A 16665-nucleotide genomic window follows, 5' to 3' on the forward strand; every position below is an offset into this window, starting at 1 on the left:
GATGTCGCATACGTTCAGCACGCTGGTCGAGCTCAACGGCAAGACCGCCACCGGTTTCCGGGTCCCGGCCGAGGTCGTCGAGGCGCTCGGGCAGGGGCGGCGGCCGAAGGTGCGGGTGACCGTCGGCCCGCACACCTACCGCAGCACGGTCGCGGTCTACTCCGGCGAGTTCATGCTGCCGCTCAGCGCGGCGAACCGGGCGGCGGCCGGGGTCGCCGCCGGGGACACGGTCGAGGTCGCGCTCGAAGCCGACCTCGCCGAGCGGACCGTCGAGATGCCGGACGATCTGGGTTCGGCGCTGGCGGAACGGACCGGCGCGCGGGCCGCGTTCGACAAGCTTTCCTTTACCGCCCAACGGGAACGGACTGAAGCCGTCACCTCGGCCAAACGCGCCGAGACCCGGGAGCGGCGGATCGCGAAGATCGTCGCCGAACTCGCCGGGGACGGGCTCCTCTAGCCCATCGTCACGCCGGGTTTGCCGAACCCGCCGAGCACGGTGTCGACGACGCGGGTGGCCAGCGCGTCCGGGTCGTCGGAGCCCTGGTCCTGCGCTGCTTCGTGGATGAGCGCGCAGTACACGCGACGCGCCCAGACCAGGTCGACGCCGGGTCGCAGCGCGCCGCTTTCCTCCAGCCGCCGGAAGAAGACGTCGCATTGGGCGAGCACGTCCGGGGTCAGGACGCCTTCTTCCGCCGGGTGCGCGTTCATCGCGAATCCCCACCGGAGCTTGACGCTCAGCACCTTCGCGGTCACTTGGTAGAGCGCGACCAGCGGCGGCGTGACGTCGGGCCGGACGCTGGCGAGCGCGTTGTGGAACTGCTGCGTCGCCCACAGAGTCATGGCGTCGACCAGCGCCTCCCGGCTGGCGAACCGGCGGTGCACAGTCGTCCGCGAGACGCCGGCGGCCTCGGCGATCTGCTCCATCGTCGCCGCCGGGTTGTCGCTGAGCACCCGTTCGGCCGCCTCGAGGATCGCCTGGGCCGTCCGTTCCGAGTCCGCGCGCAGGGCCCGTTTCTCCATGGTGCCCAGTTTACGTCATGGTTGCCACTCGGTTCATAGTTGCTACATCGGTGTTGCAACTGCTAGCTTAGCCGCATCACCTTTGACACGACTTTGGGGGTTTTGCGATGGACCTGCAGCTGGCTGACAAGACCGCGGTAGTCACCGGAGCGAGCCGGGGAATCGGCCTGGCCACGGTGTCCGCGCTGATCGGCGAAGGGATGCGCGTGGTGGCCGCGGCCCGGACGATCACCCCGGAACTGAAGGAAACCGGCGCGGTGCCGATCGCGGCGGACCTCTCCACGCCCGACGGCCCCGGGCGGGTGATCGACCAAGCCGTCGCGGAGTTCGGCGGGGTGGACGTCCTGGTGAACAACGTCGGCGGCGGCGACAGCGCCCGCGGGCAGGCCGGTGGTTTCCTGTCGCTCGCGGATCGGCAGTGGACGGACTTGCTGGAGCTGAATTTCCTCGCCGCGGTCCGGGCTTCTCGTGCCGCATTGCCGCATCTGGTCGAACGCCGGGGCGCGATCGTCACGGTGTCCTCGAATGGCGCGCGGATGCCGCATTCGGGCCCGATCGCTTACACCACCGCGAAAGCCGCGCTGACCGCGTTCGGTAAGGCATTGGCGGAGGAGTTCGGGCCGCAGGGAGTCCGGGTCAACACGGTCTCGCCCGGACCGGTGCGCACCGCGCTGTGGGAAGGCCCGGACAGCTACGGTGCCGAGCTGGCTTCGTCGATGGGGTTGACGCACGAGGATTTGCTGGCCGCGCTGCCTGCCGGTGCGGGAATGCTGAATGGACGGCTGATCGAACCGGGTGAGGTGGCAAACGTTGATCGCGTACCTGGCGTCGCCGCTGGCTGCGAGCATCACCGGGACGGACCACCTCGTGGACGCGGGTTCGGTGAAGACCGTGTGACGGCGGCCGGGGAGCGCTGATGCGTCGCTGACCTGATCGCGAGGGTCACGGCCGACCGCCAGCACGACAACGCGATCGGCTGGAAACGCTGCCGAGCGGCGAAGCGATGGCGACTGCGCGGCGGTTGCTGCCGAGTTCCCGCAACCGAGTTCCCGGGCCGAGCGCGCAACCGTCGCCACCAGGACACGTTCCGCCCGGAATACCGCCGCCTGACCGCGGAGCGATCATGCCCGCGCGGCGCTCAACGGCCCAGCTCCCGCAGCACGGTCCCCGGCCTGAACACGCGCGCGCCGAGATCCCCGACCACCCGACGCCCGGCCATCCCCCGCTACGGAGGTGATCCCCCGAAAACCACCGGACAACAACCGAGACCGCGCCACACCCGCTCAACCACCCAGCTCCCGCAGCAGGCTCCCCGGCCCGAGCACCAACGCACCAAGCCNCCTACCCAACAACAACCGAGACCGCGCCACACCCGCTCAACCGCCCAGCTCCCGCAGCAGGCTCCCCGGCCCGAGCACCAACGCACCAAGCCCCCGACCACACCACTCGCGGTCAGCCACCACGGAAGCGACCCCCGACGCCCTACCCGACAACAACCGAGACCGCGCCACACCCGCTCAACCACCCAGCTCCCGNACCACTCGCGGTCAGCCACCACGGAAGCGACCCCCGACGCCCTACCCAACAACAACCGAGACCGCGCCACACCCGCTCAACCACCCAGCTCCCGCAGCAGAGTCCCCGGCCCGAGCACCCGCGCACCGAGATCCCCGACCCGGCCACGCAACTCGCGGTCAGCCGTCACCACCACGACGTGGTCGTCCGGGCGTCGGCGGGCGGCGGCGGTCACCTCGACGATCTTCGAATCGCCGTCCGTCTCCGCCGCGACGACCTCGACGCCGGGAATCGGTTCCACTCCCCTGGCCTTGCCCTCGACGACCAGCACCACCCGGGGCCACCAGGACCACGCCGGGCCCGCGCCGATGCCCGTCACGTCGTCGCTCAGGCCGCGTTCGCCCACCTCGGTCAGCTGGTCGCGCAGGCGTTCCGCGGCGCCGTGGCGGTCGCGCCACCAGCCGTCGGGGCGGGAGCCCATCACGTTCGCCGCGTCGACCACCAGCACGAGTTCGCGGCCCAGCTGCTCGCGCAAGACCGGCCAGGCGGCGGCGAAATCGCGGTGGAGGTCCAGTGCGGCCACCTCGTCCGGCGGGACCCAGCGCATCTCGGCGCTTTCCTCGTTCGCGACCCGGGCCTGCAGCGCGCTGTCGGCCAGACCGAGGACGGTCGTGTACTGCCATTCGCCGTGGTCCAGCACGGACGCGGACATCGCGCGGAAGGCGGACGCGGGAATGGCGGCTTCTTCCCGCGCCTCCCGGGCAGCGGCCTCGTGCACGGTCTCGCCGGCTTCGATCGCGCCGCCGGGCAAGGCCCACGTGCCGCCGTTGTGCACCCACGACGCGCGCTGCTGCAACAGCACGCCGCGGCTGGGATCGCACAACAACAAGCCGGCCGCGCCGAACGCGCCCCAGTGCTGCCTGCCGCAAGAACACCGCACGAAGCGGTTGGCGGTCATCGGCGTCACCCGGCCCAGCCTTCCACAGAACCTCGCGAGTGTTAATCCCGGTTGGAACCGTGATCAGCACTCACAACGTGTCCATCGCCAGGGCTGCCGCCCCGACGATCGCCGTGTCGTCCCCGAGATGCGCCGTGCGGATCCGCGCCAGCGGACGGTGCCGCGCGCCGGTGATCGCACCGGCGTAGTGCTCCCGGGCCTCGTCCAGAAACAGCGGCGCGGACTCCGACACTCCGCCGCCGATCACGATGATCTCCGGGTCGAAGACGTCCGCCACCAGCGCCAGTCCCTCGCCCAGCCATTTCGCCAGTTCCGCCATGGCGCGCAAGGCGATCGGGTCGCCGTCGCGGGCCGCGCGGGCCACCCGGCGGCCGGTGACCGAACCGGGGTCGCCGGCGATTTCCCTGGACAGCACGGTGGACCGGCCGGGGTACCGGGCGAGCAGCTCGACGGCGGTCGCGGCCAGTGCGGTGCCGCTGCAGTAGCGCTCCCAGCAGCCGTACTTGCCGCACGGGCACGCGCGGCCGTCGCGCACCACCGTGAGGTGGCCGAGTTCCGGCGCGACCCCGTGGGCTCCTCGGTAAATCTCGCCGTCCAGCAGCAAACCCGCGCCGATTCCGGTGCCCAGCGCGACCAGCGCGGCCACCCCCGCACCGCGCGCGGCGCCGAAGTGGTGTTCGGCGACGACCGCCGAATTGACGTCGTGCTCCAGCGTCACCGAGAGGCCGACGCGCTTCGCGATCCGGTCCGCCACCGGGGCGTCGCGCCAGGCGAGATGCGGCGCGAACATCACCGAGCGGCGGTCGCGGGTCACGAAACCGGCCACGGCAAGGCCGACCGCGGCGACGTCGTGCCGGTTGCGCAGGGTCTCGACGACCCCGGCGATGGCGTCTTCGAGCGCGTTCTCCTCGCTCGGCGTCCCGACGCGCGCCGTGTCGAGCAGCGAACCGCGCTCGTCCACGACGCCGGCGCGCACGCTGGTGCCGCCGACGTCCACCCCTACGGTCAGCAATCAGTTCTCCCGCTCCGGCTGCCAGTCCGCGCGCTTGCGGACGACGATGTGCTGGACCCGCGACGACGGCTCCGTCGAGGACGCTGCCGCGGTCGCGGGCGGGTGCGCGGCGGGCCGGAACCCGGGCATGTGCACGCCCTCCTCCGGCTCCCACCGGTCCGCGAGCACCGCCCGCAGCAGCGCGACGAGCTGGGCGGCCTGTTCGAGAACCTTGGCCACGAACTCCGGCCGCTCGCCGCGCACGACGGCGACGATCGCACACAGCGGGCACCACCCGCATCCCGAAGTGCTGTCCTCCACACCGGACGCGCCCGGCGCGCCCGCGTCCTCCGGAGAACCGTGCCCGGCGGCCATGACGCCTTCCAGCCACGGCGCGGCTCGTTCGATCACCATCTCGACCAGCAGCCGGATCTCCTCGGCCAGCTTCAGGCTGTCGGAAAACGACCCCGCCTCGTGGTCGTCGCTGTGTTCTTCGCTCATCCGGATTCCCGGTTCCCGGCCAGGCTGACCACCAGGCCGTCGGCGTCGGATTCCGCGCCGGTGATCCGGCACGGGCGCAGCGTCTCGGGCAGGGCGACCAGGCGGCGGAACCCGTCCACGGTGATCGCCAGGTCGTCGCCGACGCGGGCCAGCTCGACCGCCGAATCCCGGTTCAGCGGGAGCGCGACCCGCAGCCGGAAGCCGTCCTCGCCGTCGGCCACCGACAGCAGCGGCGTGACCGGTTTTCCGTTGCCGGACAACGGATCCCGGCTGCCGTACAGTTCGCGGGCCAGTTCCGTGAGCGCGTCGGCGCCCACGGGTTCGCTCGCCCGGTGCTCGACGCGGGCCAGCTCGCCGGGGCCGAAGCCGGCCTCGGCCAGTTCCGCCAGCACCGCGTCCTGCTGGTCCCGCCGGGTGCGCAGCCACTTCGCCGCCGAACCGCGCCAGAATCCGGGCGCGGGCATGAGCCGGTTGGCGATCAGGCCGTCGACCGCGATGCCGCGCAGCGCCAGCGAAGTCAGCGTGCGCCGCGCCTCGGCGACCACCACTCGTTCCGGCGTCAGCACCAGCCGCACGGTCGTCACCCGCGGGTCGGTGAGCAGTTCGCGCAGCGCGTCGAGGTGCGCGCCGAGCTGACGCACCGAAGCCGCGACGCGCCGGTTGCCGAACACCCGGCCCAAATAGCCCGACACGGCTTCCGGCAGCGAAAGCAAGCGCAGCGTTTCAGCGGTCGGACCGCAGTCGACCACCACGGTGTCCCACGGCCCCTGCGAGGCCAGCCGCCGCACCTCGCTCAGCGCGAGCAGTTCGTCGACGCCGGGCAGCACGGTCAGTTCTTCCGCGTCCAGCACGTCCAGACCGGCTCCGGCCAGGACTTTCCGCAGTTCGGCGCGCAGTTCGTGCCAGGTGCGGTCGGCCAACGCCCGCGAGTCGACCTGCGCCGCCCAGAGACCAGCCGGCGTGCCGTCGCGGCGGATGTCCACTTCGGAGGGTTCGGCGCCGAGCGAAGTGCCGAACGCGTCGCCGAGCGAATGCGCCGGGTCGGTGGACACGACGAGCGTCTTCCTGCCGCGGCCGGCGAGCGCGGCAGCGGTGGCCGCGGCGAGCGTCGTCTTCCCGACACCCCCCTTGCCGGTGAACAGCAGGATGCGCATCTAGCCCTCGGCCCTGCGCTTGAGCTCCTTGAGCGCGGTGTCCATGACCATCTTCTCCGCCTTGCGCCGCAGCAGCCCGATCATCGGCAGCGCCAGCTCCACCGACAGCGTGTAGGTGACGCGAGTGCGTCCGCCGCCGAGCGGTTCGAGCGCGTACCGGCCGTTCTGCGCCTTCTGCATCTGGCCCTTGACCAGGTGCCAGCTGACGCCGAGGCCGGAATCGTCCCAGTCGTATTCGAGCGTGTACACGTCCTTGATCGGCCCGGCGTCGAGGGTGAGCTTCACCTGTTTCGCCCGGCCCGCGTCGTCGGCCGCGAGCACCTCGGTCTCGCGGACCGCCTTGGCCCACTCCGGGTACGCGGGGAAATCGGAGATCACCGACATGACCCGCGCGGGCTCGGCGTCGACCTCGATGGACTGCGTGGACTGCTCGGCCATGGGACGAAGCGTAGCCGGACAGCACAGTCACCAGCGCAGCACGTAGGGCTGCCCGGTCTCCTTGAAGTGACCCACGTTACGGCACTCGGTGTGCCCGACCCGGCGCCGCACGGCCAGCGGCTGGTGCACGTGCCCGAACACCGACCAGCGCGGACGCTGCCGCCGGATCAGGTCCAGCAGCGCCTTCGACCCGAGTTCGGCGCGGCGCGCGACCACGTCGTAGGTCAGTTCGGGCACCGCGGGCGGAATGTGCGTGCACAGCACGTCGACCTCGTCCAGCAGCGAAACCGCCGCGTCGAACTCCTCGCGCGCCCGCAGATACGGCCGCCACGCCGCGCCCTTGCGCGGACGCGGGAGCACGCCGTCCGGCAGCACCGCGCCGCCGGCGAAGCCGAACCGCAGGCCGCCGATGCTGACGACCTCGCCGTCGACCAGGTGCACGCCCTCGCCGGCGAACTCCGGCCATGCCGAAGGCGCGTCGACATTGCCGGGGATCGCGTACGTCGGCGCGGTCATCGAAGCGAACAACGTGGAGTACTGCTCCCGGACCGCTTCGTCGACCGCGGCGGCCGGGTCGTCCAGGGTGGCCCACAGCGTGCGCGAATAGGCGACCGTCTCGTCCCTGGTGCCTTCGCGGCGCAAGCGGGCGAATTCGCCGACCTTCTCCGCGCCGAACAGCACGCCCATGATGCCTTTGTCGTGGTCGTGGTAGTCGACGAAGTCGAGCAGGTCGCCGAGCACGACCAGCGCGTCCGCCCCGTCCCCCGCCCGCTTCAGCGCGTCGGCGTTGCCGTGCACGTCCGAAACGACGTGAACCCGCACAAGAGCCTCCTACTCGACGGGCCGGGGCGGAATCCCCGGCTCGCGCCCGTCCTCGAGGATCTCCTTCAGTCCCAGCGCCACGTCCTTCGCCGCGCGCGCCCGCCGGTCGAATTCGCGGCGCAGTTCGCGCGGGCTCAGCTCGCGCGCGACGCCGCCGGGACCGGCAGGCGTGGCCCGGAGGAAGTAGTGCAGCACCGTGCCGTCGAGAACAGGTTCCAGCCAGACCTCCATGGTACCGATCAAGGCGCCCGTGACGGTCCAGCGCAGGCCCTTGTCCCCCCGGTCGGTGTAGACCTCCAGCTCCAGGTCGGGCCAGTAGCGCCGCCACGAGCGCGGGTCGGCGAACGCCGCCGCGACGGTGGCCGGGGGCACGACGAGGAAGGTCTCGTCGACAAGATCGAGAGCGGGCGGTTCGTGCACCCGGACACGATGTCACGACCTCGCCGCGCGCCCCGTGCCAGCATGGTCTTAAGGTCTACGGCACGCTAAGTTGACTGGCGGGTAACCGCACGCGTCGAACACGGAGGTCCACGTGCGCGAATACAGCGCCCCCGCCGGGAAGCCGGTGACCGACGACGAGAACCTGGCCGATGTCGTCTGGGCGAACGCGGAGCGGTTCTCCGACGTGGTCAGTTTCCGGAGGCAGGTCGAGGGCACCTGGCTGGACGTCACCGCGAAGGACTTCGCCGACCAGGTCGCGGCCGTGGCCAAGGGCCTGATCGCGGCGGGCGTCGGGCACGGCGACCGGGTCGCGCTGATGTCGAAGACCCGCTACGAGTGGACCCTGGTCGACTTCGCGATCTGGGCCGCGGGCGCGGTCACGGTGCCGATCTACGAGACCTCGTCGCCCGAACAGGTGTACTGGATCCTTTCCGATTCGGCGGCCAAGGCCGTCGTCGTGGAGACCGGCGCGCACCGGAAAGCGGTCGAGGAGATCAGCGGGCGGCTCAGCACGCTGGAGCACACCTGGCAGATCGAGGGCGATTCCCCCGCGGTCGACGAGCTGACCGCGCTGGGCGCCGAGGTCTCCGACGAGGACCTGCACACCCGCCGCCGCGGCGTGACCGCGAACGAGACGGCCACCATCGTCTACACCTCGGGCACCACCGGGCGGCCCAAGGGCGTCGAGCTGACCCACCGGAACCTGCTCGCCGAGATCCGCGCGGACATCGAGGCCTTCCCGGAGCTGATGGAGCAGGGCAACTCGCTGCTGTGCTTCCTGCCGCTCGCGCACATCCTCGCCCGCGCGATCGCCGTCACCGCGCTCACCGCCCGGGTCACCCTCGGCCACACGCCGGACGTGAAGAACCTGGTCCCGGACCTCGGCACCTTCCGGCCGACGTTCGTGGTCGCCGTGCCGCGCGTGTTCGAGAAGGTCTACAACACCGCCAAGCAGAAGGCGCACGCCGACGGCAAGGGCAAGATCTTCGACGCCGCCGAGGCCACCGCGGTCGCCTACAGCGAGGCGCGGGAAAAGGGCGGTGCCGGGCTCGGCCTGCGCGCGAAGCACCTGGTGTTCGACAAGCTGGTCTACGGCAAGCTCCGCGCAGCTTTGGGCGGCCGCTGCATCGCCGCCGTGTCCGGCGGGGCCCCGCTGGGCGCGCGGCTGGCGCACTTCTTCCGCGGCATCGGCGTGCCGGTGTTCGAGGGTTACGGCCTCACCGAAACGTCCGCCGCGGCGAACGTGAACACCAGCGCGGCGTTCCGGGTCGGCACCGTCGGGCGTCCGGTCGCGGGCACCTCGGTGCGCATCGCCGAGGACGGCGAGGTCCTGTTGAAGGGCGACGTCGTGTTCGGCCGGTACTACAACAACCCGGAGGCGAGCGCGGAAGCCCTCACCGACGGCTGGTTCCACACCGGCGACCTCGGCGAACTGGACGCGGAAGGCTTCCTCAAGATCACCGGCCGCAAGAAGGAGATCATCGTGACGGCGGGCGGCAAGAACGTCGCCCCGTCCGGACTCGAGGACACCATCAAGGCCGCGCCGCTGGTGAGCCAGGTGATGGTGGTCGGCGACCAGCGGCCGTTCATCGCCGCGCTGGTGACGATCGACGAGGAGTACTTCCCGGCCTGGAAGTCCCAGCACGGCAAGCCGGAGGCGGCGACGGTGTCCGAACTGGCCGAGGACGCGGACCTGCGCGCGGAGATCCAGGCGGCGGTCGACGAGGCGAACAAGCAGGTGTCGCACGCGGAGTCGATCAAGAAGTTCACCGTGCTGGCGAACGACTTCACCGAGGCGGGCGGCGAGATCACGCCGAGCCTGAAGCTGAAGCGCAATGTGGTGAACAAGAACTACGCGTCCGACATCGAGGCGCTCTACCGGAAGTGATCCGGACGAGAAAGCGGGCCCGCGCCATTCTCCGGCGCGGGCCCGTTTTCGTTCGTCAGAGCGGGATCGGCTCCGCGAGCTTCGGGTTGGTGAAGTACTCCAGCATGAGGTTTTCGCGGATCTGGTCCGCTTTCCCCTGATACCGGGGTTCCTTCAGCATTTCGTTGATTTCTTTCAGCATGGCCTGGTTGCGTTCCCGAACCTCTTTGTTCGGCATGTGGTTGATCTCGTCGACCATGTTCTCGTAGGTCTCGCCCGGTTTCGGCTTCGTGCCCGGCTTGAGCGTGTAGTTGTCGCGAAGACCGTCGTTGACCAGGTTCTCGTTCTTGAGCACGTTGTGGTATTCCAGCAGGGAACCGTTGGTGTTGTTCTTCGTGTACCCGCCGTGCTGGTTCTGCTGGGCGTGCCCCAGTTCGTGCGCGATCTCGTTGTCGCTCTTGCGCGGATCCATGCAGATCGCGTTGTCGCGCGGGTTGTACCCGGCGCCGCCCTGCTGGTCGACGAGATCGCTGGCTTTCGCCTCCCTGCCGAATTCGGTGGGCTTGCCGTCCGGGCCGATGATGTCGGACCGTTTCTGCCCGAGCATTTCGCCGAGCGTCTTGTCGTTGTCGCCCGGCCGGAGATTGTGCTTGAGGTAGTCCGGCAGCTCCGACACCTTCGTGCTCGCGGTGAATGTGGGGTCGTCCGGGATGCGCAGCACCGGCGGCCGGTCCTTGAGCGGCACCTTTTCCAGGGTCTGGTCGATCTTCGTGTCGATCCGCTGTTTTTCGGCCTTGGCCTCGTCTCCGGTCTTCATCTTGTACGGCGGCGGGGTTTCCTTGGGCGGTTCGGCGGGGGGCCGCGCCGGCCGTTTCGCGAGCGGCTTCGGCGGCAGCTTCGCACCGCCGGGCGGCGGAGGCGGCGCGGCAGGCGCTTTTCCGGGAGGGGGCGGCGGAGGCGGGGGTGCGCCCGGCGCCTTGCCCGGCGGAGGAGGCGGCGGCGGTGGAGGGGCCGACGACGCCGTGGTCGGCTCCGGAGCCGGCTCCCGGGGCGGCGGGCTCGGCTCGCGCGGCGGCGGGGTGGGTTCGCGCGGCGGAGCCGAGGACGGGTTGGTGTCCTGCACGTGCCCGGCGTTGTTCCCGCCGCCCGGAGTCTCGTTCGGGCGCGCTTCGTCGTCCGGGCCGGATTTCTGCCGCCCCAGGCAGTTGCCGAGCCCCAGCGGGTCCGCGCAGGCGAGCGGGTTGGGCACGTAGGCGGCCGGGTTCGGGGCCGGGGCCAGGCCCAGCGGGTCCTGGCTCAGGTAGCGGCCGGTGCCGGGGTCGTAGTAGCGGAAAACGTTGTAGTGCAAGCCGGTTTCGTCGTCCGCGTACTGGCCGGGGAACCGCAACGGCGTGCCGCCGGGCCGGGTGCGGCCCCACAGCGAGCCCGACGCGCGCCAGGCGACGGTGCCGTAGGCGTCCACCAAACCCACCGGGGTGCCGACCGGATCGGTGACGAACGAGAAGAACCGGGCGCTCGTGCCCAGCAGTTCGATCTGCGTCACCGGGCGCACGGTGCCGGGCAGGTGGTCCCACGTCAGCGTGAGCGGGGCGGCACCGGCCAGCCGGTGTTCCTGTTCGACCAGCAGCTGGCCGCTCCAGGAGAACAGGGTTTCCTCGGCGGGGGCGTCCGCGCCGGGCAGCCAGCGTTGTTTGGCGATGCGGCGGCCCAGCGGGTCGTAGCGGTAGCGCCATTCCACGCCGTCCGGGGTTTCCACGGCCAGCAACCGGTCCTGCGCGTCCCAGCGGTAGGTCCAGGTTCGGGAGTTCTCGTGGCGGGCGACGAGCCTGCCCTGATCATCGTGGACGTACCGCACCGCGCCGGCCGCGGTGAGCCGGTTTCCGGTGTAGCCGCGGGAACCGGAGTCCGGTTCGGCGAACGGCAGCCGCGCGTGCCGGATGTTGCCGGACGGGTCGTATCGGTAGGTCTCCTGGCCCTCTCGCCGGGTCACTGTGGTGACGCGGCCAGCGGCGTCGAGCTGGTAGCGCGTGCTGCCGGACAGCGAGTCGTCCACGCCGGCCAGGTGGCCGTCGGGGCGGTAGCGGTACTCGCGCCGCTGCCGGATCTGGTTGCCAGCAGCCAAAGTCTGCCCGACCAGCTGATGTTCCGCGTCGAAAGCCTGTGCCAGCACGACGCTTCCGCCCAGCACGCGCTCGACCTCGTGGCCCGCTTCGTCGTGACGGAAGACCACCTCGTGCCCGGCGGTCGACAGCGCGACCGCCTTCCCCGCGTCGTCGAAGCTCCACTCGCTGACCGAGCCGGACGGAGTGGTGCGGCGGATGCCGGAAGCCTCGTGCGCATACGAAACCGTGCGGCCGTCGACCGATTCCCGGACCACGCGGCCGTCCTCGTCGCGCTCGATCTCCAGCACGCAGGAACCTTCGGTGGCGCGCGAGAGGAAGCCGACGGGGTCGTACTCGTAGCGGACGGTCCCGGCTTCCGAGCGACGCTCGATCACGTTGCCGAGCGCGTCGTAGCTGTACCCGGTGACCGCGCCCAGCCCGTCGACCGACCGCACGAGCTGGCCCGCCGCGTCGTAGGCGAACTGCCGCTCGCGGCCGTCGAAGTCGGTTTCCGCGACGAGCCTGCCGTCAGCGTCGTAGGTGTAGTTCCAGGTCAGGCCTGCCGGATCGGTGATCCGGACGAGCTGAAGCTCGGTGTCGTACTCGTAGGAGGTGCGGGCGCCAATGGCGTCGGTCTTCGCGACCGGCAGGTCGAAGGGGCCGTATTCGAATCGCGCGTCGGCACGTTCCACGAGGTTTCCCTCGGCGTCGTAACGCCATTCCTCGCGCCGTCCGGACGGGCCGGTCCGGCTGGCCTGGCTCCCGTCGACCGTCCAGCCGAAGCGGGTTCCGCCGGCCACCACGCGCGGGCGGCCGAACTGGTCGCGTTCCACCGGATCGGGCTCGGCGCGTGCCGGTTCTCCCCCGGTCAGCTGACGGTCCTGGGCGAATTCGGCCGCGGCGATCCCGGCCTGCGCGGTGAACAGATCCGGCGCGGTACCGGGCGGATAGACCCGCCGCCAGGAGCGTTCGGCACTCTCGACGGTGACGGTCAGCGTGCCGTCCGGCGCGGAGCTGACCTGCGCGCGGCTGCCGTCCGGGCGGACGACCGCGGTGAGCAAACCCTCGGCGGTGTACTCGAAACCGGTGGTGCGCCCGAGCGGATCGGTGCGCGACAGCAGCCGGTCGTAACGGTCCCACGTGGACACTGTGGCCGCGCCGAGCGGGCTGACGTCCTTGATCGGCTGCGAGGCCTCGTTGAAGTGGAATTCCGTGACGTGGCCCAATGCGTTGGTGTAGCGGGTGATCCGCTGCTCGCGGTCGTAGGCGAACTCGCCGTCGTACACGCCCCGGTCGCCGACCGTGCGGACACAGCGGCCGTCGGCGTCGTAGATGTAGCGGTACCAGCTGCCGTTGCGGTCCTGCCAGCCGGTGATCCGGCCGTCGGCGTCGTAGTCGTAGTGCGTTGCCAGGCCGGAGGAATTGAAGACCCGGACCAGCCTGCCGAGCCTGTCGTAGCCGAAGGTGCGGACCAGCACCGGTTCCTGTCCGTCGCCGAGCACCCGGATCGCGGTGACGCGGCCCGCCTCGGCCTCCAGCGCGACGCGGTATCCCGCGGAATGCCGGATGAGCCGGGGAGCGCCGCGGTCGTCGTACTCGAAGTCCATCCGGTCGCCCGCGGCGCCGGTCGCCGTACGCAGCGGGAAGACGCCGCCTCGGCCAGGGGCGAAGCGCAATTCCGTGCCGGTGACCGGATCGGCGAGCAGGTATCCGTCGTCGGTCGCGGTCAGCGGACGGCGCGGGCCTTCCAGCGGCAGCACCGGCTCTCCGGCCGCGGCCCGCGGGTACACCAGGATCCGGCCGTCCGCCGCGTAGAACCGGACAGCGCCGGAGCCGGCTTCGAGCCGCTGGTCCACCGTCGACGTCCAGCTCGGGCCGAACCAGCGGCCGGACCGGTAGGACGAGACGTGCAGCCGTTCGAGCACGAGCGGGCTCGGCAGTTCGAGGTCGACGTCCGCGATCAGGACGGAGCCGCGCACGACGTCGACCGGGTCTCCGGCGGTCTTGCACTCGTCCTTGCCGCCCCGGGTGTCCCCCGCTTTCGGGTCGTCCTTCGGCGGTGTCTTGCCGGTCTCGCCCTGGTTGCCGCTCCGGTCCGACGGGGCAGGCTCCTCGCCCCTCGGCTGCTCGGAGTGGCTGCCCGGCGGTTTGGTCTCGTCCTTCGGCGGCGGGGAATGGTCGCCCTGAGGTTTGACCTCGTCCTTCGGCGGCCCGGAGTGGTCGCCGGAGGCAGTCGTCGAATCGCCGCCCTTCTCGTTCTCCGGCTGGGGTTTCGGCTTCGTCTCGATGTTCTTCGGCGCGCCCGGCGGCTTGGCTTTGCCGCCTTTGATGCCTTTCAGCGCCTTCGCGGCGTCCTCGAACAGGACACCCGCCTTCTTCAGCAGCGGCATCAACGCCTTGAGCGCGGAGACCAGCTGCTTGGTGATCCGGGCCAGCTCCGCGGCGGTCTTGGCGACGGCGGCGGTCACCTGCGGCAGCACCCACGCCATCCCGATGCCGGCGGTGAACAGCACCTGCAGCGCCCAGCTGATCAGGTGCCCGACGAGCTGCGCGATGATGTCGCGCACCAGCATCCGGACGGCCGCGACGACCTCGCCCGCGGTTTTCACCCCGGACGCCGCCCCCTCGGTGCCCTTCTGCGCCGCGCCGAGCAGGTTCGCGACGTCCTCGGTGCGCTCGCGGTAGGCGTCGGCGGCTTCGCCGGTCCAGCTCTGCAGGTCCTTCTCCACGCAGGAGGTCAGGTCCTTGCCGATGCTTTCCAGCTCTTTGGCGACGTTCTGCCAGGTCTCGGCCTGCGCCTTGATCTCGTCGGCCTTGCCGGTGAGCGCCTCCAGCGCCTCCTTCAGCGGCCCGACGTGCTCGATCAGCCAGCCGACGCCCGCAGCCAGGATCGACCCGAACGGGTCCATCGCGGTCGACAGCACGTCCAGCGCGACCCCGACCGCCCCCATCGCGATCGAAGCCCAGTCGCCGGATTCGATGCCGGACTTCACCATCTCGCCCGATTCGAGCAGCGTGATGCCCGAATACGCCTTGGTCGAGTCCTTCGTCTCCGCGATCAACGGGTTGCTCACCCGGTTCACGCTATCCGGGGCGGAGCACACCCCTCCCGGCCCCGCCCGCTAGGTGCCCGTGCATCCACCCGGCGGCCGGACGCACGGGCAAGCCGCTCGCGGGCTCAGGCCTGCGGCGGCTGAGCCTGGTACTGCTGCTGCTGCTGCTGCGCCTGCGCGTACTGCTGCGGGGCGGCCTGCTGCTGTTGCTGCTGAGTACCGTCCGGGACCACGTACACCGCGGTGCCGTACGCGGCGATCTCGCTGGCCGTGCCCGCGATCTCGTTGCAGTCGAAGCGCAGCGCGAGCACGGCGTTGGCCCCGTGCTGCATGGCCTCCTGGCACAGCCGGAAGAGGGCTTCCTGGCGCGAGTCCGACAGCAGCTTGGTGAGGCCCTTGAGCTCGCCGCCTCCCATCGCCTTGAACCCGGACCCGATGTTGGAGAACATGTTGCGGCTGCGGACGGTGAGCCCGAAGACCTCGCCGAACACGCGGACTACGCGGTACCCGGGCAGATCGTTCATGGTCGACAGCAGGATCGGGAACTGCTGAGGTGGCGCGGCTTGAGTCATGCGCGGATCGTATCGCCGGCGAGCCGCTCACGCTGTGATTCGCGCGGTCCAGTCCAGATGATGCCGGTATGCCCAGCCTCGCTCGCCGCCGACGTCCTTGCCCGCGCTGGCCGCCACGAGCTTCTCGACCCGGGCGCGGCGCAGCCGGTCGTAGGCCGCGAACGCGGCGGGCGCGTCCGGCAGGTCACGGAGGCACTGGCCGAGCACCACCGCGTCTTCCAGCGCCATCGNGCCATCGACGCGCCCTGCCCGGCCGCTGGGGAGGCTGCGTGCGCGGCGTCGCCGGCCAGCACCATCGACGGCGTCGACCACACGCGGGTGGTCGGCAGGTCGTAGGAGTGGCCGCCGTGCACGTCGTCGCCGGTCGCGGCCACGATCGCGGCGCACGGCAGCGGGTCGTCCGCGAAGGCGGCGCGGGTGAACTCACGCCAGCCCTCCGGAGTGACGGCGGCGATCTCGGCGCGCGAACGTTCGGTGTCGGGGACGCGGGCGAACCAGTACGTCGTGCCGTCGGGGGCGGTGGTGTAGCCGAACGCGGCGCGGCTGCCGCGGAGCATCCGGTAGCTGCCGGGCGCGGCGGGAAATCCTTCGGCGCGGGTGGAGCCGTAGACCACGGTGAGCCCGGTGAAACGCGGCGGCTCGGCCTGCGGGTCGATGAGCGTGCGGACGACGGAATGCAGGCCGTCCGCGCCGACGAGTACATCGCCGGATGCGGTGGTGCCGTCCTGGAAGGTCGCGGTGACGCCCTCCGTAGCGGAGACGAGGCGTTTGCCGTGGACGATCTCGACGCCGCGGCGTTCCGCTTCCTGTTGCAGCGCACGGTAAAGCGCGGCGCGGGTGAGAGTGCGCGGGCCGTCGAGCTCGCGATCGAACTCGCGCACGCCGAGCGTGGTTCCGTCCGGGCCGACGAGTTCCAGGCCGGTCGAGGCGAAGGACGCTTCGATCACTGGACGGTCGGCGTCGATCGCGCGCAACGCGTTCATGCCGTTGTGCATGACGACGAGGAACGCGCCCGTGTCCGCTCCCCCGCTGGAATGCGCCTCGTACACGACCGGCTCGTGCCCGGCGAGCCGCAGCGCCATCGCCGTCACCGTGCCCGCGACTCCGCCGCCTGCGATCAACACCCGCATCGCGCCCCCTGGAAACGACTGTGCCGCGCCGCGCGCGGGGTTTGCGGTTCGTGAGGGGAACCCTGAGCTTAAGTTTTAACCTTTGGTGTCCGTTTTCTTGG

Annotated in this window: 13 protein-coding genes and 1 pseudogene; 3 read left to right on the forward strand and 11 right to left on the reverse strand. The window is 71.0% G+C overall.

The window, feature by feature from the left end:
- Position 1: 1 nt before the first annotated feature.
- Positions 2–457: a YdeI/OmpD-associated family protein gene (locus A4R44_RS43580; protein WP_067595162.1), complete on the forward strand. Its 456-nt coding sequence runs from the start codon at positions 2–4 to the stop codon at positions 455–457.
- On the opposite strand, the gene A4R44_RS43585 is transcribed toward A4R44_RS43580, so the two are convergent.
- Positions 454–1020, reverse strand: a complete 567-nt coding sequence (locus A4R44_RS43585) for a TetR/AcrR family transcriptional regulator (protein ID WP_067595165.1) — start codon at positions 1018–1020, stop codon at positions 454–456. The two genes, A4R44_RS43580 and A4R44_RS43585, sit on opposite strands and share 4 nt — an antisense overlap.
- 107 nt (positions 1021–1127) lie before the next feature.
- Here A4R44_RS43585 and A4R44_RS43590 point away from each other — a divergent pair, with 107 nt between their 5' ends.
- Positions 1128–1937: an SDR family NAD(P)-dependent oxidoreductase gene (locus tag A4R44_RS43590; protein WP_338080402.1), complete on the forward strand. Its 810-nt coding sequence runs from the start codon at positions 1128–1130 to the stop codon at positions 1935–1937.
- A gap of 695 nt (positions 1938–2632) precedes the next feature.
- On the opposite strand, the gene A4R44_RS43595 is transcribed toward A4R44_RS43590, so the two are convergent.
- The 7 genes from A4R44_RS43595 to A4R44_RS43625 all read right to left on the reverse strand — a co-directional run bounded on the left by A4R44_RS43595 (position 2633) and on the right by A4R44_RS43625 (position 7819).
- Positions 2633–3502: an NUDIX domain-containing protein gene (locus tag A4R44_RS43595; RefSeq protein WP_067595168.1), complete on the reverse strand. Its 870-nt coding sequence runs from the start codon at positions 3500–3502 to the stop codon at positions 2633–2635.
- Between the two features lie 61 nt (positions 3503–3563).
- The gene (locus tag A4R44_RS43600; protein WP_067595173.1) at positions 3564–4490 is read right to left on the reverse strand and encodes an ROK family protein; all 927 of its coding nucleotides are present in this window, start codon (positions 4488–4490) and stop codon (positions 3564–3566) included.
- A gap of 15 nt (positions 4491–4505) precedes the next feature.
- On the reverse strand, positions 4506–4985 hold the full coding sequence (locus tag A4R44_RS43605; RefSeq protein WP_067595176.1) for a hypothetical protein: 480 nt from the start codon (positions 4983–4985) through the stop codon (positions 4506–4508).
- Positions 4982–6139, reverse strand: coding sequence for an ArsA family ATPase (locus A4R44_RS43610; protein ID WP_067595179.1), 1158 nt, complete (start codon positions 6137–6139; stop codon positions 4982–4984). Before A4R44_RS43610 ends, A4R44_RS43605 begins: the two co-directional genes overlap by 4 nt.
- Positions 6140–6577, reverse strand: coding sequence for an SRPBCC family protein (locus A4R44_RS43615; RefSeq protein ID WP_067595182.1), 438 nt, complete (start codon positions 6575–6577; stop codon positions 6140–6142).
- A 27-nt stretch (positions 6578–6604) separates the two neighbouring features.
- A complete protein-coding gene (locus A4R44_RS43620; RefSeq protein WP_037809840.1) occupies positions 6605–7399 on the reverse strand; it encodes a metallophosphoesterase in 795 nt (264 codons plus the stop codon).
- Between the two features lie 9 nt (positions 7400–7408).
- Positions 7409–7819 (reverse strand): polyketide cyclase / dehydrase and lipid transport, encoded by a 411-nt coding sequence (locus A4R44_RS43625; RefSeq protein WP_067595185.1) that lies wholly within the window; start codon positions 7817–7819, stop codon positions 7409–7411.
- 112 nt (positions 7820–7931) lie between these two features.
- Here A4R44_RS43625 and A4R44_RS43630 point away from each other — a divergent pair, with 112 nt between their 5' ends.
- Positions 7932–9728: a long-chain fatty acid--CoA ligase gene (locus tag A4R44_RS43630; protein ID WP_067595188.1), complete on the forward strand. Its 1797-nt coding sequence runs from the start codon at positions 7932–7934 to the stop codon at positions 9726–9728.
- 55 nt (positions 9729–9783) lie between these two features.
- Here A4R44_RS43630 and A4R44_RS43635 read toward each other — a convergent pair whose 3' ends face one another.
- From A4R44_RS43635 to A4R44_RS43645, 3 genes and pseudogenes are all read right to left on the reverse strand, one after another.
- On the reverse strand, positions 9784–14883 hold the full coding sequence (locus A4R44_RS43635; RefSeq protein ID WP_157905163.1) for an RHS repeat-associated core domain-containing protein: 5100 nt from the start codon (positions 14881–14883) through the stop codon (positions 9784–9786).
- 104 nt (positions 14884–14987) lie between these two features.
- A complete protein-coding gene (locus A4R44_RS43640; protein WP_067595195.1) occupies positions 14988–15434 on the reverse strand; it encodes a YbjQ family protein in 447 nt (148 codons plus the stop codon).
- A 27-nt stretch (positions 15435–15461) separates the two neighbouring features.
- Positions 15462–16564, reverse strand: a pseudogene (locus A4R44_RS43645) (FAD-dependent monooxygenase).
- Between the last annotated feature and the right edge of the window lie 101 nt (positions 16565–16665).

It is taken from the genome of Amycolatopsis sp. M39 (genome assembly GCF_001651785.1).
In the GTDB taxonomy this organism is placed as follows: domain Bacteria; phylum Actinomycetota; class Actinomycetes; order Mycobacteriales; family Pseudonocardiaceae; genus Amycolatopsis; species Amycolatopsis rubida.